22 protein-coding genes are annotated in these 26331 nt (G+C 60.5%); 10 read left to right on the top strand and 12 right to left on the bottom strand.

The genetic code is table 11. The features are described 5' to 3' along the window. Nucleotides 1–2: 2 nt before the first annotated feature. Together FNJ47_RS16085 and FNJ47_RS16090 are read right to left on the bottom strand one after the other, a co-directional pair. Nucleotides 3–1439, bottom strand: a complete 1437-nt coding sequence (locus FNJ47_RS16085; protein WP_163154709.1) for an MBOAT family O-acyltransferase — start codon at nucleotides 1437–1439, stop codon at nucleotides 3–5. Between the two features lie 58 nt (nucleotides 1440–1497). Continuing rightward, on the bottom strand, nucleotides 1498–3420 hold the full coding sequence (locus tag FNJ47_RS16090) for an HAD-IIIC family phosphatase (RefSeq protein ID WP_163154711.1): 1923 nt from the start codon (nucleotides 3418–3420) through the stop codon (nucleotides 1498–1500). A gap of 255 nt (nucleotides 3421–3675) precedes the next feature. On the opposite strand from FNJ47_RS16090, the gene FNJ47_RS16095 reads away from it, so the two are divergent. Continuing rightward, nucleotides 3676–4749: a glycosyltransferase gene (locus FNJ47_RS16095; protein WP_163154713.1), complete on the top strand. Its 1074-nt coding sequence runs from the start codon at nucleotides 3676–3678 to the stop codon at nucleotides 4747–4749. A gap of 18 nt (nucleotides 4750–4767) precedes the next feature. Here FNJ47_RS16095 and FNJ47_RS16100 read toward each other — a convergent pair whose 3' ends face one another. The 4 genes from FNJ47_RS16100 to FNJ47_RS16115 all read right to left on the bottom strand — a co-directional run bounded on the left by FNJ47_RS16100 (nucleotide 4768) and on the right by FNJ47_RS16115 (nucleotide 9509). Next, a complete protein-coding gene (locus FNJ47_RS16100) occupies nucleotides 4768–5874 on the bottom strand; it encodes an acyltransferase family protein (protein WP_235999913.1) in 1107 nt (368 codons plus the stop codon). A gap of 217 nt (nucleotides 5875–6091) precedes the next feature. After that, the gene (locus tag FNJ47_RS16105; RefSeq protein ID WP_163154717.1) at nucleotides 6092–7267 is read right to left on the bottom strand and encodes a hypothetical protein; all 1176 of its coding nucleotides are present in this window, start codon (nucleotides 7265–7267) and stop codon (nucleotides 6092–6094) included. Nucleotides 7268–7449: 182 nt separating this feature from the next. Beyond that, entirely contained in the window at nucleotides 7450–8640 is a 1191-nt protein-coding gene (locus FNJ47_RS16110; protein WP_163154720.1) for a glycosyltransferase family 4 protein, read from the bottom strand. 71 nt (nucleotides 8641–8711) lie between these two features. Then, nucleotides 8712–9509, bottom strand: coding sequence for a glycosyltransferase family 25 protein (locus FNJ47_RS16115; protein WP_163154722.1), 798 nt, complete (start codon nucleotides 9507–9509; stop codon nucleotides 8712–8714). 297 nt (nucleotides 9510–9806) lie between these two features. Here FNJ47_RS16115 and FNJ47_RS16120 point away from each other — a divergent pair, with 297 nt between their 5' ends. Further along, nucleotides 9807–11162 (top strand): glycoside hydrolase family 16 protein, encoded by a 1356-nt coding sequence (locus FNJ47_RS16120; RefSeq protein WP_163154724.1) that lies wholly within the window; start codon nucleotides 9807–9809, stop codon nucleotides 11160–11162. Nucleotides 11163–11237: 75 nt separating this feature from the next. Here the strand turns inward: FNJ47_RS16120 and FNJ47_RS16125 are convergent, their stop codons facing one another. Further along, entirely contained in the window at nucleotides 11238–12044 is an 807-nt protein-coding gene (locus FNJ47_RS16125) for a galactosyl transferase (RefSeq protein ID WP_163154726.1), read from the bottom strand. 265 nt (nucleotides 12045–12309) lie between these two features. On the opposite strand from FNJ47_RS16125, the gene FNJ47_RS16130 reads away from it, so the two are divergent. From FNJ47_RS16130 to FNJ47_RS16150, 5 genes are all read left to right on the top strand, one after another. Next, nucleotides 12310–13443, top strand: a complete 1134-nt coding sequence (locus tag FNJ47_RS16130; RefSeq protein ID WP_283811249.1) for an acyltransferase family protein — start codon at nucleotides 12310–12312, stop codon at nucleotides 13441–13443. 327 nt (nucleotides 13444–13770) lie between these two features. Further along, nucleotides 13771–14676, top strand: a complete 906-nt coding sequence (locus FNJ47_RS16135; protein ID WP_163154730.1) for a beta-1,6-N-acetylglucosaminyltransferase — start codon at nucleotides 13771–13773, stop codon at nucleotides 14674–14676. Between the two features lie 479 nt (nucleotides 14677–15155). Beyond that, the gene (locus FNJ47_RS16140; protein ID WP_163154732.1) at nucleotides 15156–16607 is read left to right on the top strand and encodes an oligosaccharide flippase family protein; all 1452 of its coding nucleotides are present in this window, start codon (nucleotides 15156–15158) and stop codon (nucleotides 16605–16607) included. Between the two features lie 105 nt (nucleotides 16608–16712). After that, a complete protein-coding gene (locus tag FNJ47_RS16145) occupies nucleotides 16713–17570 on the top strand; it encodes a glycosyltransferase family 2 protein (RefSeq protein ID WP_283811250.1) in 858 nt (285 codons plus the stop codon). Then, nucleotides 17567–18448 (top strand): polysaccharide pyruvyl transferase family protein, encoded by an 882-nt coding sequence (locus FNJ47_RS16150; protein ID WP_163154736.1) that lies wholly within the window; start codon nucleotides 17567–17569, stop codon nucleotides 18446–18448. Before FNJ47_RS16145 ends, FNJ47_RS16150 begins: the two co-directional genes overlap by 4 nt. A 30-nt stretch (nucleotides 18449–18478) precedes the next feature. Here FNJ47_RS16150 and FNJ47_RS16155 read toward each other — a convergent pair whose 3' ends face one another. The 5 genes from FNJ47_RS16155 to FNJ47_RS16175 all read right to left on the bottom strand — a co-directional run bounded on the left by FNJ47_RS16155 (nucleotide 18479) and on the right by FNJ47_RS16175 (nucleotide 23941). Further along, nucleotides 18479–19810, bottom strand: coding sequence for a hypothetical protein (locus tag FNJ47_RS16155; RefSeq protein ID WP_163154738.1), 1332 nt, complete (start codon nucleotides 19808–19810; stop codon nucleotides 18479–18481). Nucleotides 19811–19820: 10 nt separating this feature from the next. Beyond that, on the bottom strand, nucleotides 19821–20798 hold the full coding sequence (locus tag FNJ47_RS16160; protein ID WP_163154740.1) for a glycosyltransferase: 978 nt from the start codon (nucleotides 20796–20798) through the stop codon (nucleotides 19821–19823). Nucleotides 20799–20861: 63 nt separating this feature from the next. Then, nucleotides 20862–21689 carry an FkbM family methyltransferase gene (locus FNJ47_RS16165; protein ID WP_163154742.1) on the bottom strand — a complete coding sequence of 276 codons (828 nt, stop codon included), beginning with the start codon at nucleotides 21687–21689 and terminating at the stop codon, nucleotides 20862–20864. A 105-nt stretch (nucleotides 21690–21794) separates the two neighbouring features. Continuing rightward, a complete protein-coding gene (locus tag FNJ47_RS16170) occupies nucleotides 21795–22787 on the bottom strand; it encodes an NAD-dependent epimerase/dehydratase family protein (protein ID WP_235999915.1) in 993 nt (330 codons plus the stop codon). Next, nucleotides 22787–23941 carry a glycosyltransferase family 4 protein gene (locus tag FNJ47_RS16175; protein WP_165445711.1) on the bottom strand — a complete coding sequence of 385 codons (1155 nt, stop codon included), beginning with the start codon at nucleotides 23939–23941 and terminating at the stop codon, nucleotides 22787–22789. Before FNJ47_RS16175 ends, FNJ47_RS16170 begins: the two co-directional genes overlap by 1 nt. Between FNJ47_RS16175 and FNJ47_RS53225 the strand changes: the two genes are divergently transcribed. The 3 genes from FNJ47_RS53225 to galE all read left to right on the top strand — a co-directional run. After that, nucleotides 23912–24034 (top strand): hypothetical protein, encoded by a 123-nt coding sequence (locus tag FNJ47_RS53225; RefSeq protein WP_283811252.1) that lies wholly within the window; start codon nucleotides 23912–23914, stop codon nucleotides 24032–24034. The genes FNJ47_RS16175 and FNJ47_RS53225 overlap by 30 nt on opposite strands. 535 nt (nucleotides 24035–24569) lie before the next feature. Beyond that, complete coding sequence (locus FNJ47_RS16180) at nucleotides 24570–24887, top strand: hypothetical protein (RefSeq protein ID WP_163154746.1); 318 nt, start codon at nucleotides 24570–24572, stop codon at nucleotides 24885–24887. 629 nt (nucleotides 24888–25516) lie between these two features. Next, the coding region (galE, locus tag FNJ47_RS16185) for a UDP-glucose 4-epimerase GalE (protein ID WP_163154748.1) at nucleotides 25517–26331 on the top strand (815 nt) is incomplete at its 3' end.

The following is a 26331-nucleotide window of genomic DNA, read 5'->3' on the forward strand; positions in this document are numbered from 1 at the left end:
TTTTAGAACGCCTTGTAGACGAAGTCCGGTGCCTTATGCAGCAGGGTCGCGACGGCGACGATTGCCATCATCTTGCCTGCCAGGTGCAAATTCCTTGTGATCACGCCGCCCTTGATCCCCGACAGGTCGAGGATGCGAAGGCGAGCCTGGACGACATCCAGGATGAGCGCTGCGATTCCGAACGCCACCGCCACCACGACAAAGGTGGTAGCTACGCCGGCGATGCCGAGCCGCGCCAGCAGAGCGGTGAATTGAGGCAGTTCCGGGACCCAGAGGCAGGTCAGTGCGAGCACGAAATAGGCAACCGTAAGGCCGCGTGCCGAATAAATGTAGGCGGCGGATTCGGTCAGCGCGCGATAGCGCTTCTTGCCAAGGCGTTCGGTGCACGCCACCTGCCAGAGCTTGTTGATGCTTGCACCGGCGCCCATCAGGAGACCGTAGATGACGAACACCGCGGTCGTGCCGTGCCAGATGCCCATCACGCCGAAGGTGATGAAGAACGCGAGAACACCCAGATAGGACGTAAGCGCCGGCGTGGGCAGCCAGGTCATCAGCACCATCAGGAGCGGGTTGAATAGGTAGAATTTGAACCACTGCGACAGCGTCATGTGCCAGCGCTGCCAGAACTCAAGGAAGCTGCGCGCCGAGAACGGCCGGTCGAAGTTCTCCGGCAACGTCTGCCCAAGCAGCGTCCCGATGCCGATCACGATGTCCATGTACCCGGAGAAATTGAAGTACAGATAGACCGTATAGAGCGATGCGACCGTCGCATAGACGGCGCATAGCTTGAGGAACGAATACCCGGATGGCTGCAGCAGGTGCGGACTGACAAACGTGAAGGCGTAGTCGGCGGTCGCGGCAATGATGACGAACTTCACATAGCCGGTAGCGATTCTGGAAAACGCGGCATAGACCACCGATGCGTCGATCTGAACCGCCGCCTTCCCGTCCATCGCGCTGAAATCCTGATAACGCTGGATCGGGCCGGAGACGAAGCACAGGAAGTTGCAGGTGAAGCGAAAGAACGCCAGCGGACCAATTCGCTCGGTGAGATCCCCGGATCGCACATCCACCATCATGTGCAGGATGCGGAACAGGATGTAGGACAGCCCGATGGTCAGATACGGGAACGGAAGCTGGCCCAACCCCTCGAAGAAGGAGAATCGCTTCAGGAATACATAGCAGCACAGGATCGCGACGACGCCCGCCGTTAGCACCAGAGGCGACTGGCGGCGGTAGAGCGCGTATATGGAGGCATAGCCGAGCCCCAGGAAGGCAAGCAGCGGCAGCACCTGCGTGACGTCACTGAGGTAGCTCGCCATGAAGATCGCGTTCGCGGCCCCGAGCACGAATCGCCGGTAGGGGACCGATTCACTGATGTGAAAGGCGATAACGACCGCTGCCAGAAAAGCGAAAAACAGGGGTGATGTCAGACTCATGTCCGTTGGCTCAAGGCTGTCCGAGGTTTTCGTTCAAGTTGTCGGCGATCTGATCCGATCAAGCCGGCTCAAACTGCTTCTCCTCGCGCTGAACCGTCATTGGCAAAGTCTCCAGTTCAACGTCGGTCCGGAGCGCCCAGCGGCTGCTTCCGTCGACGCCATCGTCGAGCTGCGTAAAGCCGAGCTTGCCGTAGTGGTCGCGGACCATCTCATTCCTGTCGGTAGGAAGATAGACGCCCTCCAGGGTCGTGATGCCGGCGGCGCGCGCCCGCAGCACGATCTCGGCCAGCACGGCTTGCTCGACGCATCGTCCGAGCACGCGGCAGCTCATCAGCCAGCTGTCGATCGTCCAGGTCTCGCGGCTGGTCGCACGACAGATGATTACGCAGATGATGCCGTTGTCGCCGAACTTGTCGATCAGTCGCGCGTGCAGCGTCATGACACCGTCGTCGCCTTCCAACTGCTCGACCTGGGATTCAGTGTAGCGTCGCGTCGTCAGGTTGAACTGGTTGCTCTTGTTGATGAGCTGGGTCACGCGGGCGCGCGTTGTCCGGTCGAAGGGACCGAACACGATGCGCATATCCAGCGACCGCAGATAGGACTTCAGATCGGTCGCCTGACCTTGCAGGCTGAGCCGGCGCGCATTGGCCTGATACATTTCGGCGCGGGCGCGGTCCTCCTCGGAGAAATTGATGGCCTCGAAGTAGCCGGCAGCGGCCAGCGTGCGGGCGTAGCTGGCGGGATCGGCATCGAGTTCGGGCACCGCAACCTCCGGAAGCTCCTGCCGGACCAAGCCGCGTTCGACCGGATTGTCATCGAGGAAGACGAAAGAATCGAGGCCGAGAGCGAGCTCCTTGGCGATGGCGCGGATGTTGGTCGCCTTGTCGTTCCAGTTGGCCTGGAACACCGCGATATGCTCCTCCTTCAACAGCATGTCGGGGTGTTCCTTGAACGGCCGCCGCGCAACGCCGTCGGTATTTTTCGAACTCACCGCGAGTACGATGCCGCGCGCCCGTACCGCCAGCGCGAGTTGCTGCACGGCAAGATGTGCCTCGCCTGTAGCATCGCCCTGGGCGATCTGGATGCCTTCCATGCCGTCGTCGCCGATTACGCCGCCCCAGACGGTGTTGTCGAGATCAAGCACGAGAACGCGACGGCTCTTGCCGCGAAGTGCGCCGATGATGCGCACGACATGCTCGGCGTAAAGTGGCACCAGAGCATCCGCGAACGGCAATTTTGCGAGATTCCACTGCGCCGGAGAGTGCCAATCGGCCAGGCCAACGGTCTCGGCGATGCCGGCGACGTCGAGCATCATGTCGGTCGACTGCAGCACGGCTGCGGAGATCTTCTGATTGAAGCGGTCGACCAGATTGCGGGCTGTGCCAACCAGAGAGCGGTCGAAGGATCCGAACAGGCTTTCGGGCGGCGCCGCGAGCGTTTGCAGGATGCACAGCGCGCCGCTGTTGCGCGAAATGCCGGCGCGGATCGAATCAAGCAGTCCGATTGCCGCGTCAACGGCTTCGGTCGCCAGTTGCTCGTTGCCCGGACACGGTTGCAGCGACAGTCCCCGATGGTCGAGCGCAACGAGAACCGCGTCGGGCCGCGCCTTGTTGAGAAGCGAGTCCGGCTGCAGCGCGTCCTGCAGATACTGATCATAGGCGCCGGTGACGCATTCCAGCGCGAAACCGTGGCGAGCGGCCGTTGCAACCAGAACGGGAACAATCAGATCGAGCGTTCCATTTCCGATCAGGCCGAGCCGAAACGGCACGAGCGGTGCAAGGGAGGCGCCGCCGGATTGCAACGATCGAATCGTCCGCCCGAGCCTGGACAGCTGCGCCTCATCGAGTGCGTAGGTCGCGAGTGCTCTGATTTTCTTGCCGAGGGCGTCGCCGGAATCGTTTGCGAGTTCCTTGCAGCGGATCGAGAAATCGGATGGAGGTTTTGGAAGCCAGGCGAGTTCTCGATACAGCTCTGCGGACACGGCCGTTTCCTTTGTCTTGGCAACAGGATCATTGCCCGACTTGCTTGCGTTTCCCCTCGCTGTTGTTAGCCACAATCTTTATCCATAATTCGACAGTTTCATGGCGAGTGAAGACGCGGCCACATATGCGGACGTCAATGACACGATTACGACGCTATCAGGAATGCAACGCATGCGCGTGCTGCGATAATCTGTTGTCACGCCGCGCAAATACGCAATAGGAACTCGGTTTGGATTGCGCATGAGGAACCCGAAGTGACGAATGAACTCGCCTTGTCGGTCGTAATTCCTAATCACAATTACGCCGATTACGTAGGCACCGCGGTCAGGAGCGCGCTCGACATTCGCTGGCCGAACGTCGAGGTGATCGTCGTTGATGATGGATCGACGGACAACTCGCTCGAGGTGATCATGGCGTATGCTGACAAGGTCACCGTCATCAGCCAGGCGAACGCTGGCCAGATGCCGTCTTGTGTCAACGGGTTCCGTCGCTGCACCGGCGACGTCGTGATCTTTCTCGACTCCGACGATGCCCTTCATCCGGACATCATGACCGAAATAGCGGCAGCCTGGTCCGATGCGGCGAGCAAGTTTCAGTTTCAGATGCGAGTCGTTGACGCCGGGGGAAACCCAACGGGCAGTATCCTGCCGCAGTATTACTCACATCCCACCCCTCAGGACATTCGCTCCTGGGTTACGACGACCGGCGTCTATCCGACACCTCCGGGATCGGGCAGCGCCTATCCGCGGTCGGTGGTCGAGCGAATCTTCAATTTTGAATCTGAATTCATCGATCGTGCGCCCGACAGCTATCTGATCGCGGCAGCTCCTGTGTACGGCGACGTCGTCACGATTCCCAAGCCGCTGGTCGACTATCGCGTTCATGGATTAAACCATGGCGCGCATCTTGAACTGGACGACAGCCGATTCGCGCGCGAAGTCGACCTCACGCGTCGGCGTCACAAATTCTTCACGGAAGTGGCGAGCAGCGCGGGCATGCCGGTGGATGCGGGCGCGCTCAACAGGAATTTGCTGTTCCTTTGCCTGCGTGCAGCGTCGTATTCCCTGCGGCCCGACATCCATCCTATTGCCGGTGATAGCGCGATGCAGATCGCGTCTGCCACTTTCAAGGCATTGGCATTTCCGCAAGGTTTCTCACAGGCGCAGCGGACGTCGCTGTTCCTATGGATGATCCTTGCACTGTTCGGCCCGCGCGGCTTGCGGCGCTCCGTGGTGGGCTGGCGTTATGTCCCGACGGCGCGGCCGCAATGGATGAAGCGAGCGCTCAGCCTGTTCCGGGTGGTGAAGAAAGCGCCAGCGGCCGCCTAATGCAAAACCGGGCACGATTCACTCGGCCAGATGCGGCTGCCGAAGCCTGGGACGTGGCTTCAGAAACTCGGCGAACGGGCGCTCGACCAGCCGCCATGCCGCAACGCCGATCAAGGCGGAAAGCGTCAGGCTGGCAACGAAGAATGTCGGTGCATTGAAATATGCCTTGAATTTCCCGACCGCGGAAATGGTGAGAGTGTGTGTGAGATAGATCGAATATGAGGCATCACCGAGCAGGGCGAGTGCAGGAACAAGCGGGACGCTCCGGTTCTTTTCGATGATGACGGCCCCAGCCACGACCAGAAACGCAGGAACGCCCCACGCCAGCACGCGCGGTGAGCTGACATTAAGCCAGGCGGAAACGGCAAACAGCAAGGCACCAGCGACCAGTAGCACGTAGCCCCAGCGTAGCCGCGGCAAGCGATCCTGCTCAAGGGCTCTGCCCAGCAGAATCCCCGATGGGAACTCGAGCATGATTGGATCGGTGTAAAATGTGATCGCCGGGTTGTCGCCGGTGTAGATGCGGCCGACAAGAATAAGCACGAAGAACGCCATCGCGAGAAAGACGAGCCGTGTCGTGGTGCTCGTGAGGAAGAGTGCCAGAGCAAACACGGCATAGAAGAACATCTCGCAGTTCAGAGTCCATCCCGGCACCACGACCGGCCAGATCTCGCCGTTGCTCGGAGATCGCATTGGAACAAAGAAAAGGGATGCGAGCGTATGTGTGGCGCTGACGATCAGCCGCGGAAACAGCGTTGGAAGCACGATGGCCGCGGCAACGAAGGACAGCGTCACGAACCAGTACATCGGGACGATCCGGATTAGGCGGTTCACAAAGAACTCTGCCGGCGTCTGCGGGCGGTACGCGGACACTGCCCACATCACAATTCCGCTGACGACGAAGAATATGTCGACGCCGGCGCTGCCAATGCCAAGCGCCCGGCCGTAGGTGAAGCCCTGCGCGTGAAAGGCGACGACCCCGAAGGCCGCAAACGCTCTCAAATACTGGATGGAGAGGAGCCTGGGCAACGCGGTCTCCCGAAGCTGATCGCCAGAAAGGCGTCCCCAATGGATCCGCGCAACATCCTTGCATGCGCGGCCATCGGTCCATCGCGTTTCGGGCATCTGCGGTGCGAAGCACGGCCGCCGGTGCTCATGGCGGCCGGTTCTTTGACGAGGCCTCCCATATTCCGACTGACTTCGTTGTTCGTGTGGACGCTATGCGTTGTTTTTGCGACCCGGTTCCACTTGAACCAGAGCAACGTTCAACCGGGCGTCGCTCTGCAAGGAACGCGTGAGAGAAAGATCATGCGCAACCTGCGCGGCAGCAAGCTGGGGGAGCTTAACCCGCTCGCGGTCTTGCGCGTTGGGTCGTCGGTCGGCTTGCCGACTGTCCGACCAGTGTCAGCAACCAGACGATAAGCGCGAAGCTCGGCTTGAGCACGACGCCGACGCTGATCCAGCTGAACATCAGAAAGTTGCAGATCTCGATGCGCAGCCGGCTCGAATACAATCGTTGCGCGAGAATGGCAAAGATCAGGACAAATCCGAGCACGCCGTACTCATAGATGAGCTTCGCCCAGGTCGGGTCGTTGACCTCATAGTTCATGTGATAGAGCTGAACGTCCCTGAGGTAGCTGCCTGCGCCGTTGCCAAACCAGGTGGCGAGGGGACCATTGTCCAGGCTGTGGCCGATCATTTCCATTGGTGCGACGAAGCGCGCGTAAGCGCTGGTATTCGGCGTCTGAAATTCGGAGAGACGATCGAACCACAGGTCCAGGCCCGGGATGCCGAGACTGTAAAGCAGATACAGCGCCAGGACCAGTCCGGTGAGATAGACGATGAAGAGCGGGATACGAAGGAGCGATCTTGGCAGCAAAAACCCCGCGGTGATCGCGAGGAGGCCGGTGCCGGATAGCGAGCAAAGCAGTCCCGCCGCGAGAATGCTCATGATACGCAGCCTTGCCCGCGATCCGAACTCGATCAGGAGCGCCAGCGCAACGACGAGCGAAAGATCAGCCGACTCGCGCAGAAAAAAGCCGTTTGGCTTGATGATTCCGCCGCCCTCGCGAACGAAAGTGTAGTGTCCGGCACCGCGAATGGCTTCGGGCAGGGTGAAGTAGATGTTGGTCAGTAGCGACGATTTGGTGGCGTTGACCAGTACGATCTGTGCGATCGCAATGCAGGCGATGCAGGTCGCTGCTGAAACGTAGGCAGACAGGACATACTCGTGGGCGCCTTCCGGCTTCCCGTTCAACCGAATGGCGAACGGCGCATAGAGAACGAAAAGCAGCATCAGCGACGTCCACGACGTCGACGACGTCGCGGTCGCCGTCCCGAAGCAGGCCATCACGAGCGCGGCGACGAACAGCGCCAGAGACAGGAACCCGATCGACGCGAAGCCGCTGACTAGCAGATAGGCCGTCACGGCGGCATAGCAGATGAGGTCGGTCGATGCCGGGAACGTGTTGATGTTGTAAGCGATCTGCGACAGGAACAGAACGGAGATGAGTGACATCCAGACAGCACGCCGGCCCGACCTGCTGAGCTCGGTGCCCGACGGTGTCAGCTGTGAATGCGCTGCCCCGCCCAGGGGCGCCATCGGAACCTGAATCTCAAGAGTCATAGCGACGTTTGCCCGAGTGGATAGGTCACGCTAGCACAATCCGGCAACTTGTATCGATCGATGCACAGTTCCGGTCATGGCGCCGCGCCAGCCCTCTGGACCAGGATATCGTGCAGGCGCCTGGTTCCCTGCTCGAGCCCGAAGCGATTCGACATCAGTTCGAACAGTTTGGTCTGGTTCCGGTTGAGGCCAGCCAGGTCGTCGATTCCGTCCACGATGGTCTTTGCTAGGTCGTCCATGGTGTCGGCGAGATACATTGCCGATTGCTCATCGGCCGTGGTGCCGTCGACCGCCGCGCGAAGTCCGAAGATGGGAAGCCGTGCGAAGGCGTAGTCCAAGAGTTTCAATTTGAACCCTCCGCCAAGCGTCTCCGCAACAAGTCCTGCGCGCGATCTCGCAAGGACGTTCGCGAGATCGGCCACCGGACCATGGAACACCAGGTGCGGAAGTTCATGGGCATAACGCGCCTTGATGTCCTCAGGAACGTTTCCGACCACATCCAGGGTGACGTTTTGGCGCTTCAGAGCCGGCAGCAGCGTGCCGATGATGTGCTCGAGATTGCGCTGTTTTGCGACCCATTCGAACGAGCCGAGCAGCAGGATGGACTTCGGCCGGGTTGACTCGATGCGATCGCTCGGCGCGGCCGCTCCGAGATAGATCGGCGGGACCACGAACGTGGTTTTGCCGGGCTGCGCGAAATAGGCGGCGTCGGCGTCGGTGATGCAGAGAATGCTGTCGGCGGCGTCGACGATGCGTTGCTCCAGCCGCCGGTACTTTTCAGCATCCCAGCGCATGATCGCGCGGCGCAGCGGGTTGGTGAAGTCATTGGCGATCGCGGGCCTGATCTTGCCCTCGGCGTTATGCGCCAGATAGCAGATCAGGGCTTGCTTGCGTTGCTTCATGACCATCGGTAGCAACGCGCCTGATCGCGCGTGATCGAGCACGATCCAGTCCCAGCGCTGGTTCAGCAGCTCGGCGAGCGTCGTCGCGATCGAAGGTGGTGCGAGGCAATAGGCGTCTCTCGGCAATGACATCAGCAGGCTCAGGACTTCGTGCCGTCGCGGCCACGGTGCCTCGGGAAAAGCCGTGCGTGGCAAGCGGAGCAGGCGGTCCTCGACCGGCGCGTCCTCGCGCCGGCAGCCGACCACCGTCACCTCGGTCTGTCCGGTTCTCGACAGCGCCGTGAGTATCCCCGCGGAATAAAGCGCGTCGCCGCTGAAGAGCGGCGAAGGGATGCGGCCGACGATCCAAAGAATCTTCTTCATCGCTCGATCTCGAATGAACACTCGGAACGGAGTGCCGATGCCCGCCGAAAGCGCGCATCGGCTACTCGCGATCAGGCGACAGAGGGAGAGTTCGCGCCGAGCAGTCGCCGCTTGATCAACCGTCTTGCGACATAGGCGATTCGCTTCGCGCCGCGACCAACGGAGGCAACCTCCCGGCGAAGCCGCTCCGCGGGCTGCAGCGGGGGCGCATCGAGATTCCGCAACTCGATGCTGCTGTCGTAGTCCGCTTGACTGACGAGAAACGGTTGAGTCTCGGCAAAATCAATTCCGTGCCGATCGTAATAGACCAGCTTGTGGTCCAATGGCCGGTCGGCGACCGACAGCGCTTTGATGAGCTCGATTGCGCCCTTTCGGGTGACGGCATAGGCGGCAGATCCGAGCGCGGGCTTCAGGGGGACGACGAGCTGAGCTGCTTCACCCCTGATGAGCGAAACGCCCGATTTGGACGTGTGCGCATAGTGAATGCCTTCGAACTTCACGATATCGCTCGTCATCAGGAAGCGCCGCAGGTCATACCTGTAGAATTGCGGAAAACGTACGTCGAAGGCGGCGTCGTCCTCGAAGATGATCGCGACCGGCAGGTTCTTGCGCACGATGCGCTTCAGCGCGGCGATGTGCGAGAGGTAGCAGCCGATTTCACCCGCCTTCATCGCGCGATCGGCCGGCGCAAAGCGGAAGTCGCGACGGATCACTCGGCGAATGAGCGTCGTGCGGTTCTTGGCATCGATCGCGGGGATTCGTTCAAAGGGGACCCCGAGCCGCGTCAGCGCACCCGAGATGTCCTGCCATCGTGCGACGTCGCGATCAAGGTTGATCACGAAGGCCGGTATGTTTGCGTCGGTTCCCACGATCCTCTCACGTTTGATTTACCGCTGGCGCGACGCGCACGATACTGCCGCAAATTTCGTCATCCTCCGGACACAAATTCGGCAGCGCGACCACATCATCGACAAGCTTGATATGTTTTATCCCGGGCGACGTCTTCATCCAACTCGTCAATGTGAATGATCAACCGTTGGTAACGCCTGGAGTACACGGCTAACCTGTCTTACCGATGCTGGGCTGTCAACTTGACCGCTGCGCGTCGATGGCGGCGGAAGTCTTGTCATCGAAATCTCATTACGATCAGCCAGAAGGCTCGCTGAATGAACCTCGCCGAGATTGCCAAACGTGTTCTCCCGATGCTGGTGTTGCTGATAGCGGCCGTGACGGCGGCTCCGACGCCGGCGCAGTCGGCAGGGTGGGAACTGGTGTTCTCGGACGAGTTCAACGGCGACAAGCTCGATCGTAACAAATGGGCCACGCGTTATCTCTATTCGAACGAGACGATGGACCACTTCAACGATGAGAACCAGCGCTATCGCGATGGCCACATCGTGGCGGATGGCGTTCTGAACCTGATTGCGAAGAAGATGCCGGGGTCGCCGAGCCTGTACGAATCCGCGATGATCCGCAGTCATCAAACGTTCTACTACGGGTATTATGAAGCTCGCGTGTTTCTGCCCAACGCCAAGGGAATCTGGCCGGCGTTCTGGCTCGAGGCCGACTACGACATCGACGGCAAGACCTGGCATCCGCCGGAGATCGACATCTTCGAGTATGTGATCAATGGCGTCGAGGACAAGGCAAATTCGCTGCATTCGAACGTGGTGGCACCCATCGATCCAAAGCAATACACCTACGTCGATCGTTCCTTTGAGCTCAAGTTCCAGAACATGTATGGAAGCGAGGATCTCAACCAGGGCTGGCATATCGTTGGCTTCGTGTGGGCGCCGGACAAGATTTCGATGTTCTGGGATGGCAAGCTGATCTACACGCGCAACTATCAGTGGCTGCGTAGCGACGGAAAGCTTGGGCCGCCCGCGCATGTAGATCTGAACTTCGCTGTTGGCGGCAGCAAGTGGGCAGGACGGCACGGCATTGACGAGGCCGCGTTTCCGCAGACCTTCAAGATCGACTATGTGCGCGTATGCCAGTACACGACCTCCGACCAAGGTGGCCGGCAATGCGGGCGGAGCCAATTGACGCCGGATCCGAAGCAGTTCGGCTATTCTGCGCCAGTTAACGATATGGCGAAGCCGGCGTTCCTGGCCGTTAACAAGGTGGTCGCAGGCAAGCAGCCCAACGCCGGCGTCCTCGCGTTGAGCACTGGCGACAACCTCAATGTCGAAATACCGATCAAAGTCCCAGCCGACTATCCATCCAATCGGACGCTTCAACTGACCGTTTACGACAAGGCGACAGGGTCTATTGTGTCGTCGGCCGATACCAAACTGCAGGTCCAACCCGACAAAGAGCGGACCGACGGCCCCACCATTGCCGTGGCTTCTCTGCCTGCCATTCAGCGCCCTGGAAACTATATCCTATTTGGCCGACTGTCCGCACAGGTTGCCAACAGCACGTTGTCCAGTCCGGTGACTTGCAGCACGGACGTCGTCCAGCCCCCGAAGGCCACGGTGTGCAAGCTGTTGAACCTGGATGTGCAGGCGCAGTCGCACTGAGGCCGCAGCCTCGGGGGAGGCATCGCGCCACGCTGTCATCCATGCCCACCGACGGACGGTGGCATGGCCTGTTGGCTAGGCGCGCTCGGCTCCGAAGAATTCGCGCCGTAATTTCGGTGTCAGGAATCTGAGCGACAGTGCGGTCTTAATGAAGCGGAGCGGATTGGCGAGCGTTGCCTTCTTGAAGAAAGTTGCGATCAGCCCCGGGGAGTTGCTATGGGCTCCCGGATGGCCGACGCGATAGATCGCGCCGAAGAAGGGCAGCGCCTTCAGCGGGGTGCCCGCCGCGGCCAGCTCCTGGGCGACGGCGATATGGCTGCCAAGCATGCGCTTCAGGTACTCGTCCGCATCGTTTCCCTTGAGCTTCTCCAGATCATACAGCCGTGCGTTGATGATGTGGGATGTGCCGCACAGCATGAAGAACTTGGGAATGGCTCCGAGCAGCGGGGTGCCTTCGCTCCACATGTAGCCGCGATCGATATACCAGCCATTGTCATCGGGATGCCGCGCCACGTAGTCGGCAAGGCGGGAGCTGACGAAATCGTCGTCGTCGACGATCATGAAGAAGGTCGTGTTCTGTGCGGCCAGCATTCCAGCGCGCACGCGGCGTCCCTTGTCAATGCGGAAGAAATCGCGAAAAACCTCAACATCGTCAGTAGCAGTGCGGTCATGCTGCGGGTTCGGAGCAAAGTCGACGCGCTCGATGGAGAAGCCTTTCGGCACATCTGGGAGGTCTGCACCATTGTTCGCCACAATGATGGCTTGCCAGCGGTCACTATTCTGACCCGAGATCGATGTTATGGTTTGCGCAAGCCGCGCCTTGAGAGCGTCCCAGTTCTTGGAATTTGCCGGATGGCGAACCGGTATGATGAAGGTCAACATGAATTGTCTCGCATGGACGTCGTGGGCTCTGATGCGCATCGCGCGATGGCTTCGCCAGGGTAGCATGCCCGGTTGGCGCAGTAGATGCATAGCAGCAAGTTCACATGAACTCTCAGCGGGAGGTTTGTGGCAAAGCTGTGAAGCGAAGTGCCTCTTGCGTGTGCAAGGAATCCTTGTCCCCTCGTGAAGGCTCCCCGACCAGCGTCGGAACAATCCGGTATCCGCTGATCGTTCAGCGCAATTTTCCCTTTTTATGTGACGGCTGATGACTCCTGGAACGGCGTTGGATCAAAAATCCTCCACGCAACTATTGACCATCCAATATCTGCGCGGCGTCGCGGCGGTGATGGTGGTCCTGCACCACATCAGAAATCCATGGCCGAATCTGTACAACCCGCTCGAGGCGTTCGACATGGGCGAGGCCGGTGTCGATATCTTCTTCATCATCAGCGGCGTGGTGATGTACGTGTCGTCGCGGGTTGAATCGCCCGCGGTCTTCGCCGGATTGCGGCTCATTCGCGTCGCGCCTCTGTACTGGGTTCTGACGCTCTGTGCGGCGAGCCTCCTCCTGCTGTCGGGTGGCGCCAAGCCCGGCTTTGCGCTCGCAAACGACGTGGTGCTTTCCGCGATGTTCGTTCCACACCACAGCTCGATCTTTTCCGGCACCATTTGGCCGGTGCTGAATCCGGGCTGGACCCTGTATTTCGAAATGTTCTTCTATCTGATCTTTGCGATCGGCCTCTTTTTTCGCAAACCGCTGCTGATTTCGCTTTGCCTGATTTCGCTGCTCGTTGTGTTCGGGCTGTTTGTCTCGACCGATGAATCGATCTTTCACACCTATACGCACCCTCTTCTGATGTACACGCACCCGCTGATGCTGGAGTTTGCGGCGGGCATCGTGTTGGGATGGTTGTTCCTGAACGGGAGGATCCCGAATGTCTGGCTGCTGTTACCGATAGGGTTCCTGGCGCTGTTCGCGGCGCATGTCGTGCGGCTTCCGTACCTGTTCCTGCAGAACGGATTATGCGCGGCATTGATCATGGTCGGAGCGATCGCGGCCGAACGATCATTCAAGATTCGCGACATCGGATGGCTTCGCTTGCTGGGGGATGCGAGCTACTCGATCTATCTCACCCATGCTCTGACGCTCTTCGTGGTTCGCCGCCTGTTTCTTCGGCTGCCATTGGAAGGCGTGCTGCAGTTTGCGTCATTTGCAGTTCTCGCTGCTGCGGTCTCGCTGCTGGTGGGATTTGTGGTCTACTTCAAGGTCGAGCGCCCGATGACGCGTTGGCTACGCTCGCAATTTCTTACCGTCTTCGCGGTCGAGCGTCGGGGTGCGCGCCAGCGATTGCGGAAGGCAAGCTCGCCGGTCTCGGTGGCCCAGTCGGCGGGTGAGTAGTGCGGGAACTGCCCTGCCTAATTCTTGAGCGAACTCTTGCGGAGCGGACTTCTCTTTCTTGCGTTTCTCTCGCGGAAGTGAGCCGGTCACGAATGCACGTGGCGCAGAGGCGCTCTGCAATCTGCGGTCCTCGGCAAGATTGCCGGGACCCCCGTGGACGTCACGGCGTTAAGTGTGAGCTTCCCTTGAAGCTCGATTGCCAGGCCAGGTTGCGGAACCGGCAACCCTCATAATCATTTTTGGGCACGTCCCACCAACGTTCTGACTTCGTCACTGAGCTCCAGCACTCGTCACGCGGTCGCGTGACCATATCGGGACGATCAAGAGATGAATGTTGCATACCTCATTCTTGCCCACAATCGGCCGGAGCAGCTTGCCCGGCTGGTTCGCGAACTCCAGGCGCCGTCCTCGGAGGTGTTTGTGCATATCGATGCCCATTCCGACATCGATCCGTTCCGGCGGGCGGTCGGTTCCCATGCGCAGTTCACGGTGAATCGAATTCCGAGTCAGTGGAGCGACTATTCGTTGATCAGGGCTGCCTTTCTGCTGATCGAGGCGGCCTTGGCGGCACCGCGCCGCTACGACTATCTGGTCTTGATCAGCGGCACGGATTATCCGCTGCGCTCGGCGGGCGAGATCGAGGATTTCTTTCGCCAGAACAACGGCATCGAATTCATCGATTCGGTTGCGATGCCGTCCGAGGCCGCCGCAAAGCCGCTTTCGCGCCTGACCCGCTACAAGGGCCGTCCGGGACCAGTCGGCTGGTGGGTCGGCAAGAGCCGCAGGGTGCTTGGAGAACTTGGCGTGATGCCGGTGCTGCGCGACTACAAGAGGTGGTTGGGCGAGTTCGTCCCCCACGCCGGCAACCAATGGTGGGCTCTGACGCGCGACGCTTGCATCTACATCCAGAGATTCGCAGCCGATCATCCCAAGTTTATGAAGTTTTATGAGAACACCCATGTGCCGGATGAGATGGTGTTTCAGACCATCCTTGCGAACTCGCCGTTTCGTTCGAACATGCGGCGCAGCATCACCTATTCGGACTGGAGTGGAGGCGGAGCAAATCCGTCAGAGATCGGCGAACGCCATATTGCGATGTTCCGCGCCAATCCCTGCATGCGGATAGATGGCATCTACGGTTCCGGCGAGCTTTTGTTTTGTCGCAAGGTTACCGACGCCGCCGTCTCCGATCAACTTGCGGCCATGATCCGGCGACGGAACGCGCGCATGTGACACGCTCTCGTCGCATTGCTCGCATTTGATGCCCAAGGAAGCCGTGCGCGATTATGTCTGCCGACGCAGATCACGTCAGGCGTGGTGTCCCTGCTACAATTCGGTCGCATTTCGGAGCTGGTAAAGGGTTGATCCGCACAGTGATCGCGAAGGGTAGGCGTGCCTCTTGCATGTGCAGGTCTGATTACGTGCCAGCGGTCTCCTCGGCTGATTGGCGGCACACGGGCCGCGCGGCCCGAGCCGGGCGCACGTTCGGCTGATCCCCGTTTCCAGGACCGTTTGATGGCAACCAAGTCGCATGGACGTCGGAAGCTGCCCGCACACCAATTGGCCGCGCGCGAGCAGATCTTTGCACGGTTCGATACATTCAGCGCGCCCGCCGGTGACTGCACCCGAAACATCACGAGCCGGGAAGAGCACTGCTGATGGTCGGCACGGAGCCTAGCAACCGTACACACGCCGTTCGCGCGATCCGGGGCGTGTTCTGGTCGAGCGTCAATTCGGTCATCCCGTCGCTCGCCGGTTTTCTCGTTTTCCTGGTGACATCGCGCTATCTCGGTCCGGCGGATTTCGGCGCCGTCGCCCTTGCCGGCAGTCTGGTCGCACTGCTCGCGGTGCTGTTGCCGACGGGGTTTGCCGAGGCGATCGTTCAAAGATCGTCCGTGGACGATATTCATCTCGACTCTACGTTCTGGGCTGCATCGATCTGCGCGCTCGTCGCGTATGCCGTGCTTGCGATCTGCGCTGGACCGTTCAGCCGATTGCTCGGCTCGGATTGGGTCGCCGTGCTGCTGCCCGTCGCGGGACTCAGGTTGTTCGCGGATGCCGCCGGCATCGTCCCGCAGGCCATCATCACGCGAAGAATGTCCTTTGAATTGATTGCCGGCCGGACATTGCTTGCGACGATGGTATCGTCAGCGCTGACCGTGCTGCTACTCTTGGCCGGCTACGGCGTCTGGGCGCTGCTCATTGCGCAGCTATCTTCATCGGTCACCGCGGCGGTGGCCGCGATGTGGGGAGCTGGCTGGCGGCCGAAATTCCGTATCAGCCTGGATGCGCTCAAGTCGCTCGCGCGGTACGGCGCGTTTTCGTCGGGGACTCGTGCCATGCAGGCTCTGACGACGCAGGCAGATCCGGCGATCGTGGGGCTTTATCTGGGGCCGCATCAGGCGGGCATCTATGCCTTTTCCCGGAATCTGTTCCAAATGATCCTCAACGTCCTGGCGACGCCGATCGGCGCGGTGGCGCACCCGATGTTCTCGTCGATCCAGGAGAATGTGGATCGGGTCAGGAAGGGCTTCCTGCTCGCGACGTTTCTGTCTTCGGCGTTGTCGTTTCCGGTCTTCATCGGGTTTGCGATGGTGGCGGACCTCGCGGTTCCCGTCGTATTCGGATCGCGCTGGATCGATACGGTCGACCCGATCCGGCTGTATTGCGGCTTGGGTCTGATGGCCTGTATCGGTGTGATTCAGGGAAGCCTCATCAACAGCCGCGGGCACGCGCATTGGTGGTTCTATTATCAACTGGCCGCCGGAACAGTCACGCTGGGCATCCTGGTGCTGATGTCGCGGTTCGGTGTAACCGCGCTGCTGGCCACCGTCCTGATCGCGACCATCGCGCGATGGCCGTTCGCCGTGGTGAAGACCTCTCGGCTGCTGTCGGAGCCGGTGTTGGAGTATCTGCGCGTCTTCGTCGGACCGGCTGGCTCAAGCATAATCATGGTCGCGGTCATTGCCGCGGTCCGGCATGTGCTTCCCGAGCTTCCACCGGTCGTTGCGTTGGGTATCAGCATTGCCGCCGGAGCACTGTCATATCTTGCGACCATGCTGGTGATTGCCAGAGATCAGGCCATGGACGTCGCGAGGCTGCTTGCCGGATCGATCGGGTCGAAGTCGCGGGGACATCAAGGCGTGACCTCGACGCCTGGTTGAACATGTCGATTGCACCACCTGCCTCAATGATCATAATGCCGCCCGACGTTTGCTGCATTACATGTCTGTCGGTTCTCGAACCTGGCCAAGGCCCGAGCAAATAGTATGCACGAAGTTGCGCTAACGTTGATCCTGTGCTCCCGCAACGGAATGAGGACCGTCGGAAAGTGCCTGGACCATATCCGGTCGATGGATGGCGCCGACGCCGTCGAGGTCGTGCTCGTCGACAACGGTTCGACGGATGGCACCTTCGCGGCCATGCAGGAGTTCTGCACGGTCAACCCGGCTCTGTGGCGCGCCATCCTGGAGACCAAACCCGGCAATTCGGCCGGTCGAAACACCGGGATTGCGGCGTCTTCCGGCGCGGTCATCCTGTTCATCGACGATGATTGTTACCCTGATCGCGGATTTGCATCGGCCTGGAGAGCGGTATTCGCGGGAGATCCCGGATTGGGCTTTGGCTCCGGAAGGATCCTGCCGTATGACGTGCGGCAGTCGCCGCTTGGTTGCAACACCAGCACCACAACACAGATACTTTCCCAGTCCACCTTTGTGCAGCGTGGCTTCGTCCAAGGGTCCAACATGGCGTTCAGGCGTCAGTGCTTGACCGATGCCGGCATGTTCGACAGCCGCTTTGGCGCCGGCACTCCGTTTGCCGGCGAGGAATGGGAAGTCGCCGTCAGGGCGTCGTACGCCGGCTGGAGGGGCGGCTACTTTCCGGAGCCGAGCGTAGCTCACGATCACGGCCGCTTTGACAGCGAAGCGTTCGTTCGCGGGCACTACTACGACATCGGCGCGGGCGCCGTATACGCCAAGCACCTTTTGACGGCGCATGCTCCTGCGACCGTCGTGGAGATCGCGCGGGACATCCGCCGACAGATCAGGAAGCGCGCCGCCGTGGGTCCGCTGTTCGGAGGAGCCGTGCAATATTATTCGACCATGCTGCGTCAGGCGCGATCATGAAACTCTACTACTATCAGAGCACCGCACCGAACTTCGGTGACGATCTGAATAACGCACTGATGCCCAAGGTTTTCCCGTGCTTCTTCGATGAAGACGACGTGATCCTGTTCCTCGCAATCGGGTCGGTGCTGTTCGACCACCATCCGCGGCAGGCCATGAAAGTGGTGTTTGGATCGGGATTCGGGCAGTACACCGCGGCGCCCCGGCTCGACGAGCGCTGGAAGTTCTATTGCGTTCGCGGACCGCTGACCGCGCAGGCGCTGGGACTCGACGAGCGGCTGGTCGCAGCCGATGCCGCGGTGCTGGTCAATCGTCACATGAAGAGAGAGGTCCCGAAACGCTTCAAGTTCAGCTACATTCCGCATTGGCAGAGCCTTTTGAATGGCAACTGGCCGAGGGCCTGCGAGTTGGCTGACGTCGAATTGATCGATCCGCGTTGGCCGGTCGATCGGGTCCTCGAAATGATCCAGGCCTCGAACACGGTCATTACCGAGGCGATGCACGGCGCCATCGTGGCGGACGCGCTGCGGGTGCCGTGGGTGCCCGTTCTTCCGTTCCACCGGTCTCATCGATTCAAATGGTCGGATTGGGCCGGCGCCCTCGAGATCAATCTCAGACCGTACCCGACCTTTCCTGCGACGTTGCACGACCTCTGGGTCTCCAAGACGGGCAGGGATGGCAACTGGATGTCCAGCAAGAATCGGCTGATTCAACTGGCGGTCGGAGCGGCCAATGACACGTTGCCCTATGCCGCCGCGCGCGGACTGCGGCGGTTGAGCGAGATGGAGCCGGTACTCAGCTCCGATATCGCGCTCGCGAGGGCCGTCTCGAAGTTAGAGGAAGCGGCCGATCAGATCCGGCGAGATTTTGCTCGTTGAACGAGAGACGACGCCACGTCTCGACAGGCTTCAGAACTGGATCACCCTAACGCCGGCAATATACAGTCTGGCGGGAAAGGCGCTGGGATCGCTCGGCTCGCCCGCCGGACCGCCGACGGCAACATCCATCAGCATGTACCAGGGCCCCGCGCCGACCAGGTTCGGCATGGCGCAGTACGGCTTGTCGTTGAAGTAGTAGACGATCTGTTGCTTCCCGATCAGGCAGCCGACGCGGTTGAACCGGGAAAACAGGTCGGCGCCGTCTTCCACCAGCCCGAGCGGCATGGCCGCGCCGCGGGCGTCGGGTCCCTTCTCGGCCTTCCAGTGAATGCTGGAGAATATGACGTCTTCCCGATACTGCGGCGATGCGGTAATGTAGGCCTCAAGGATGTCGATCTCGGGCGGCCAGCCGGGGGCGACGGGCAGCAGCCACAGCGCCGGCCAGCTGCCTGGGACTTTCGTCATTCTGATATCGAACTCGACGTAGCTGCCGATGGTGATGCGGTCGAAGAGAGTGCGTGACGTCACCATCGCGGCGGAGAAGCGGAACGGCGTTTCCTTCCGCCAGCCCGGCGCCAGTTTGTCGCCCTGTCCATCGGATAGCCCTTCATCGTGATACTCGGCCTGGATGAAGCGGCAGCCCGTCGCCGGATCTATTCCCCACACCGTCGTTTCCGGATTGAGTGCCGGATCGGCATAGTAGCCCAATTCCTTGTTGCCTTCCTGGCGGCGTCCGGTGGCAAGGCGGCTTTGCCAGCATGGCGTGCCGCTGGTCGAACGTCCGTCATCGCTGGCGAAATCGCGGTCGAGCAGACGATCTGAAAATATCACCGAGCCGTGCGAAGGCAGCGGCGGCAGCGGGACGACGTCATTCGCATATGCGGCGGCGATCGACGGTTGCTCGCTCGATCTCACCTCGCCGGTGCTGTGGGCAGAGCCGAACAGCGGATGTCCGAAATCCGATATCTGGAGAATGATTGACTTGCCCGCCTCGAGCGGCCGCACAAGCGGGACCTTCACCAGCTTGATCTGCTCGCCGGGCTGAAAGATCAGGAAGCCGCGAGCCACGACGAAGTCGGCGCCGGCCGTCGCCGTGCCCGGCAGCACCCCGATCGTCCCGCTTCCATTGAGCGTCTCATATTCCAGCACGATGGTGCAGGCGGTCGGCGTCTCGAGCTTGACCGGCACTTCCGCCCAGAGCTCGGTCGATCCGACAGTGGTGTCCACCACGGTGATGGTGGCGTCGCCAAACGACAAGGCGCCGTCCGCTGCGGCCGCTGCGTCGAACACCGTGAGCGGGCCGATGGTCGTCAATGCGAGTCCGATCGAGCCCTTGAGCAGCGTCCTTCGCGTCGCGCGCATCATCTCCGCTTCACCGGCTCTTTGTCTCCCAAAGGCGACGGCTGGACGAGAAGCCAAAGGACACGAGGGACTGCACTGCCAGCGCGGCAAGGCCCACCGGAACGGCCAGTGCAAGCGCCCCAAATCTGCGTTTGGCGATGGCGTATTGGCCAGCCGTACGCAGCTCGGTCCGCAAGGTGCGAAGCCCTTGCCAGTCGCGCCGGCGCCAGGTCGAGCTGAGCCAGCGCAGAATGAAGGTCGTGCGGGTATCGGGCCGCAGGATATACTTGGCATAGAAGCTGCCGCGGCCGCGATCATACGCGTTGAGCAGCGCCGGTACGTCCGCGTCGACGCGACCATGATCGTGCTGCACGGTGGGGCGAGGGTCGAAGCAGGCGTCGAATCCCGCCCATAGCACTGCGGTCACCGCATCGATGTCCTCGCAGGGAAAGCGCGTGCCCGCGCCGAGATCGGGATCTATGCCGTCTATCGCCTGCAGCGCCTCGCGCCGAAATGCGAGATTTGCGCCCTGCAACGTCCCGGCCCTGACAAAAGTCCGTTTGGGGTAGACGCGCGGCGCTTCGCTTTCCTCGATCGTGATTCTGGCGTGGTCCGGATTGTGGAGCAGGATGCGGCCGCCGATCGCGCCCGCGCCGGGATGATCGGCAAACGCTGCGAGGATCGTATCAACGAAGTCGGGCGCGGGATAGCAGTCGTCGTCAGTAAAGGCGACGATCCTGCCGCGCGCGTTTTTCCAGCCGAGATTGCGGGCAGCGCCGAGTCCGATCCTCTCGCCGAGGATGTATCTCGACACCGGGTCGTTGGCGAATGCGCGCTGCAGCACGGCCGCTGTGTCGTCGGTCGACGCGTTGTCGACCCAGATGACCTCGTAGGCGCTGTCGGTGCGCAACGCCTGCAGGGCGCCCAGCGTCCCCGACAGGCGGCTCGCACGGTTGCGCGTGCAGATCACGATCGATAGGTCGATCTCTCTGGCTGGATCGGCGCTCACAATCACGTCCTATGCCCGTCGCGGGGCGGGGAGGGTGACCTCGATACTGTTGGAAGCGGTTCCCTACAGACTGGCATGGGTATCGTACCATCCAGGCAGCGAACCGCGGTGGCCGGTGCCGAGCTTGTAGACCGCCTTGAACGGCAAGGCCAAAACCGGATATTTGGCGAGCAGGGAGTCGTCGCCGAAGTAGCGATAGTCGCGGAATATCGATCGGTAGCGGCGGATGATGCCATCAAAGTCCAACCATTGACTGCCGAGATCTTCGCCAAAGGGACCGGAAGCGCCGCCCTCGAAGACATGCGCGACCTTTGAGCCGTCGAGCGCCTTGGTGTCGACCCGCGATCCGGGAATTCGCTGCTGCTGCACTGCCTTGAACTTCCTATAGCCAAGATCGCGCAACAAGCCGAGCTGGATCTCGACCTCGTCAAAGTCGACCTTGTCGGATTCGACCGAGATGTATTGAGGGCGATTGGGCTGCTGCTTCAGTTCCTGCAATACCAGATGATCGGCTCCCTCGACGTCGACCTTGAGAAAATACGGCACGCCGCAGGAGCGGTAGATATCGGCAACGTCGATGCGAGGCAGCACGATGCACTGGCTCTTGTGGCCCAGTTTCTCGGTGCGCTCGGCTCTGTTCCTGTTGATGGTGGAGAGGACAGAGTCCGAATTCATGTAGAAAGTGATGCTGGGTCCCTCGGACGCCGGTGCGATGGCTCCCTCGATGATCCGCAACTGCCCGTTCGCGACCTCGTTGCGAAATCGCGAACGGCAATGCTGCACGAGCTCCGGATTGGCCTCGATCCCAAGAACCTTGAAGCCCTTCTTGAGATAGAAGGCCGCATCCTCACCCTTGTGCAGGCCAACATCGTAAATCAGGTCTGCAATCATTGCGAAGCTCCTATCGGTTACCCCATCAAGCCTTCAGAATGATTGTTGGCCAGGCTCTGCGCGAACGTTCTCCTGTTTAGTGAGACTGGCCGGTTAGGCCGCCCGTTAGGCGGCGGCCCTCATGTTGCTGCGGACCTGGCGTTCGATCCATTCATAGGTCTTCTCCAGACCGGAACGGAGTGTCGCGGACGGCTTCCAACCGAGCTTCTGGCCAATCAGGCGGTTGTCCGAGTTGCGGCCGCGCACGCCGAGCGGACCCGGAATGTGCTTCTTGATCACCTTCTTCCCGGCGATGTCGGACACGAAATCGACAAGCTGGTTGATCGTGACCATCTCCTCCGACCCGACATTGACCGGACCTTCGAAGTCCGACCGGGTCAGGCGAATGGTCCCTTCCAGGCACTCATCGATATAAAGGAACGAGCGCGTCTGGGTGCCGTCGCCCCAGATCTCGACCTCGCCATGACTGGCGGCCTGGGCGACCTTGCGACACACTGCGGCAGGGGCCTTCTCCTTGCCGCCCTCCCAGGTGCCCTCGGGCCCGAAGATGTTGTGATAGCGCGCGACGCGGTTCCGCATGCCATAGTTGCGGTTGTAGGCGAGGTACAATCTCTCCGAAAACAGCTTTTCCCAGCCATATTCGCTGTCGGGCGCTGCCGGATAGGCCGAATCTTCCGCGCAATTCGGATTGTCGGGGTCTTTCTGGTTATGTTCCGGATACATGCAGGCCGACGACGAATAGAACATGCCGCGCACGTTCCGCTTCTGGCAGGCATCGAGCATGTTGAGATTGATGGTCGCAGAATTATGCATCACGTCGGCATCATGTTCGCCGGTGAAGATGTAGCCCGCGCCGCCCATGTCGGCGGCGAGCTGATAGACCTCGTCGAACTTGCGATCGATGATCTGTCTGCAGAAACTCTGGTCACGAAGATCGCCAACCACGAAATCATCTGCTTCAGTCTCTGCGAACGGTGGAAACTTCAGGTCGACACCGCGCACCCAGAAGCCTTCACGCTTGAGTCGCTTGACGAGGTGCCCGCCAATGAAGCCACCTGCGCCGCAGACAAGCGCGGTGGACATGTTCTTCGTCGCCATTAGTTTTTCCTTTCCACAGTTCCTGAACCGATTGCATAGTCAAAGACTGTTTCAAATCGGTCCGTTACCGATTTGATGTCGTAGTTATCGAGCGCAAACGACCTCGCTTTGGCGGCCGCATCTGCTCTCAAGGCTTCATCATCGAGAAGCCGCAGCGCCGCTTTCAGGAAAGCCGCCTGATCCACGGGATCGACGACCAATCCGGCGCCATTGCGGCGAACCAGATCGGAAGCGAGATTTTCCTGCGGCGCGGCAAGCAGCACGGGACGTCCGGCGCAAAAATACGACTGCACCTTTGAGGGCACAGAGAATATTCCCGCCTCCGGTTCGATCGTCGCGACGGCGACGTCGGAGGTGGCAAGCACCATCGGGAGATCCTCGAACGGCTGCAGCGGCAGCAGGAGGAGATTGTCCAGCCCGAGCTCGGCCTTGGCCTGCTCGAGATGTGTCACACCAACGCCCTGGCTGACGGTCACGACATTGGCGAGTCCCTTCACCATCTTGGCGAGTTGCACCAACAGGTCGGGATTGTGCTTCAGCCCGAGCGTACCTGAATAGAGAAAGTTGAACGAATTGTGCAACCCGTGACGGCGAGCCCAGGCGTTGTCCTTGGGGTGAGGTGCGATGTCATTCAGTGCACCCCAGTTCTCGATCACAAATACGTTATCTTCAGTGCCGGTCCACTTGCTTGCAAGCGGCGAGAACGCGTTTGTGATGACGACGACCGCATCTGAGCTCTGAAACTGACGTCGCTCGAGAAACCGATAGTAGGCCCCGACCATGGCACCGGGCGGCCCCAGCTTCTTGCGCAATAGCTGCGAGACGGCAACGCTGTAGAAGTCCTGAACCCAGAACACGAATTTCGAGCCGGACCGCTTGCATGCGTTGACGATGGCCGATTGCGCTTCCGTCGGCGTATTGCCCGATATCACGATGTCCGGCTTGTCCGAGTGCACCAATTTCGCGACTGCCTTGCCGTAGGCGACGTCGTCGAATCGGCGGCGCACGAACGAGGCCTTGTCGTAGGGACGCGACAGCTTGACGCCGGTAAAGGACAGATGGGCGGGATCGGTGGCCGATCTCGCCAGCTTACCTTTTGGGCCGAGATCGCCGTGGAAGTAGGCGTGGCTGACTTCATGTCCCCGGAGCGCCAGTTCGCGGCTGAGATCGACCTGGAACGGGTGGCCCGCGTAGTCGTGCACAAAGATTTTCACAACGGCACCGCCAATCCCGCAACAGGCACCTGACCGTCATGAAGATGTTCGCAACATGTGATCGTTCGACGTGCGTCGGTGGATCGAAGTTGTCGGTCGTAGGTTTGCATTATTCTCAATTTCGAACCTTGTTGAACGCAACGCGATTTGGCGTGCCTGTGGGCTTCATGTTTCGGAGGCACTCTGCACGAATATTCGACAGCAGCTGAGTGAGGCATGATCGCGGCTTCTATTCGACGAGTAAGAAAACCTTGTGTCGGTGAATTCAAAATCGATGCCAAGTGGCAGCGACGGCGAGCGACACAACACGGCGTGCTCAAAATTCGTCGAGGTGTGCGTCCTCGCCTCAAAGCGGCCACATAAGAAGCGCCTACGCGTCGGTGGCTTGATCCCGCGTTCCCGCCGGCACGTTATATCTTGTTGCTCTCGTCGCAGGGTTGCACTGAGACTGACGCGTGCAGTCCGCCTTTCGAGTAGATCGTTCCTTGAGGGTCCTATGTCATCTAGGTGCGTTGTTGTGGCTCTGACGGGATGGCTGGCAGGATGTCATGCAGCCTTTGCTGATCCCATGACGCTGGATTTTTCCTGGGGAGGAGAGAAGGGCTGCGTCTCGCTGTTCCCGAATCCGGAGTTTCATCTCCACAATGTTCCCGCAGGCGCCAAACGCCTGTCGCTCACGCTGACCAAAGGCGCCCGGGAGATGGGCGGGCAGGAATTGCCCATTCCCCAGAATGGCATCTTGCCGTCTGGAACTTTTCGAACGTTCGCTCCGTGCAATCCGGGCGTGTACCAATGGACGGCGCAGGTCAAGTCGGCGACCGGAGATGTTTTGTCCGAAGCGAGCAAGGCCCGCTACTATCCCTCGGATGAGCTCGCGCAGCACTAGGCTCGAGCTCCGGTGACGGTCGGATGATGTTGCCTAGCTGGAGCCTCCAGGGAATGTGACCGTCGCATTCTTCATGTGCCGGATTGACGAAGCTCTTGCGTGAGCCACATTGCTGCCGCTTGATGGAACCTGTTAGCGGAACTTAGCAGCCGCAATTGCAGGCACGAATATGCTCATCCATGGGCAACGGTGTGCCCAGTGATGCGGCAAGCGTGCTGTCGTCGCAACCGACATCTTGGAACTTCGGCGGACGAGCGCCGACGACATGGCGTGCAGCCTGCACGATTTTCGCGCCTTGAGCGCCGCGAATATGAGCTGGCGTGTCCGTAGTGCACGGTGGCGGGCGTTCATCGTGAAGAAGCCGCATTTTGAATCGATAGCTTGGCGGTCATCCGGAAACACTGCCGCGCCACATTGTAAGAGAAGATTGCGCAATGAGTGAAGCAATCCGATTTCGGCGGCAGATCATCGAGTTTCAGCGCGCTCCCAGTTTCCGAAAGCCAAGCCGTCATGATGTACGTGTGCGATAGCCCCTCGTGGTTGCGATGCGCGCGATCGTATCGCCGACTTGCTTGGTCGATCACCGGTTGCATCAGCAGGACGAGTAGCTACCGCGCCGGAGCGGCGGCATGACCAGGACAGTGCTGGTCACCGGCGGTGCGGGTTATGTGGGCTCCCATTGCTGCAAGGCGTTCGCCAGGGCAGGCTGGAATGTTGTGACACTCGACAACCTCTCGCGCGGGTGGCGCGACGCGGTGCGCTGGGGGCCATTGGTGGAATGCGATGTTCGCGATCCACCTGCGGTGCGGCGAGCGCTGGAGACTCACCAGCCGGATCTGGTCGCGCATTTCGCCGCGTTCGCCTATGTGGGCGAGTCGGTCGAGGATCCGGCGATCTACTACGAGAACAACACCGTAGGCACGCTTGCCCTGCTGAACGCGATGCGCGCAACAGGGTGTCGTCACATATTGTTCTCCAGCACCTGCGCCAGTTACGGTATCCCCCAGCACGTCCCGATCGATGAAAGCCATATCCAGGCACCGATCAACCCTTATGGCTGGTCGAAGATGATCATCGAGCGGATGCTGGAGGACTTTGGTCGGGCTTACGGTATCGGATCGGTGTCCTTGCGCTATTTCAACGCGGCTGGTGCCGATCCTGACGGTGAGATTGGTGAGCGGCACGATCCCGAAACTCACGTCATCCCGCTTGCGATCGAAGCTGCGCGCCGTACCGATCGGCCGTTTACAATACTTGGCACGGATTTTCCGACGGCGGACGGCAGCGCCATCAGAGACTACATCCACGTCAACGATCTGGCGCGAGCCCACGTGCTTGCAGGCGAAATGCGCGACCAGATCCGGCTGGTGAGTCTCCAGCGCTCGCCGCACCGCAGGTGGATCGCGAACATCGCATTCCACCAATGGCCCCCAGCGCACCGCGT

Source organism: Bradyrhizobium uaiense, from assembly GCF_010811875.1.
Taxonomy (GTDB): Bacteria; Pseudomonadota; Alphaproteobacteria; order Rhizobiales; family Xanthobacteraceae; genus Bradyrhizobium; species Bradyrhizobium uaiense.

Bases quoted from the DNA above. Each gene is read 5' to 3' on its own strand.
- FNJ47_RS16170 (WP_235999915.1), bottom strand. From the start codon at position 22,787: ATGGCGACGAAGAACATGTCCACCGCGCTTGTCTGCGGCGCAGGTGGC.
- FNJ47_RS16100 (WP_235999913.1), bottom strand. From the start codon at position 5,874: ATGCCCGAAACGCGATGGACCGATGGCCGCGCATGCAAGGATGTTGCG.
- FNJ47_RS16155 (WP_163154738.1), bottom strand. From the start codon at position 19,810: ATGCGCGCGACGCGAAGGACGCTGCTCAAGGGCTCGATCGGACTCGCA.
- FNJ47_RS16150 (WP_163154736.1), top strand. From the start codon at position 17,567: ATGAAACTCTACTACTATCAGAGCACCGCACCGAACTTCGGTGACGAT.
- FNJ47_RS16145 (WP_283811250.1), top strand. From the start codon at position 16,713: ATGCACGAAGTTGCGCTAACGTTGATCCTGTGCTCCCGCAACGGAATG.
- FNJ47_RS16165 (WP_163154742.1), bottom strand. From the start codon at position 21,689: ATGATTGCAGACCTGATTTACGATGTTGGCCTGCACAAGGGTGAGGAT.
- FNJ47_RS16125 (WP_163154726.1), bottom strand. From the start codon at position 12,044: ATGTTGACCTTCATCATACCGGTTCGCCATCCGGCAAATTCCAAGAAC.
- FNJ47_RS16110 (WP_163154720.1), bottom strand. From the start codon at position 8,640: ATGAAGAAGATTCTTTGGATCGTCGGCCGCATCCCTTCGCCGCTCTTC.
- FNJ47_RS16085 (WP_163154709.1), bottom strand. From the start codon at position 1,439: ATGAGTCTGACATCACCCCTGTTTTTCGCTTTTCTGGCAGCGGTCGTT.
- FNJ47_RS16180 (WP_163154746.1), top strand. From the start codon at position 24,570: ATGACGCTGGATTTTTCCTGGGGAGGAGAGAAGGGCTGCGTCTCGCTG.
- FNJ47_RS16105 (WP_163154717.1), bottom strand. From the start codon at position 7,267: ATGTCACTCATCTCCGTTCTGTTCCTGTCGCAGATCGCTTACAACATC.
- FNJ47_RS16135 (WP_163154730.1), top strand. From the start codon at position 13,771: ATGAATGTTGCATACCTCATTCTTGCCCACAATCGGCCGGAGCAGCTT.
- FNJ47_RS16130 (WP_283811249.1), top strand. From the start codon at position 12,310: ATGACTCCTGGAACGGCGTTGGATCAAAAATCCTCCACGCAACTATTG.
- FNJ47_RS16120 (WP_163154724.1), top strand. From the start codon at position 9,807: ATGAACCTCGCCGAGATTGCCAAACGTGTTCTCCCGATGCTGGTGTTG.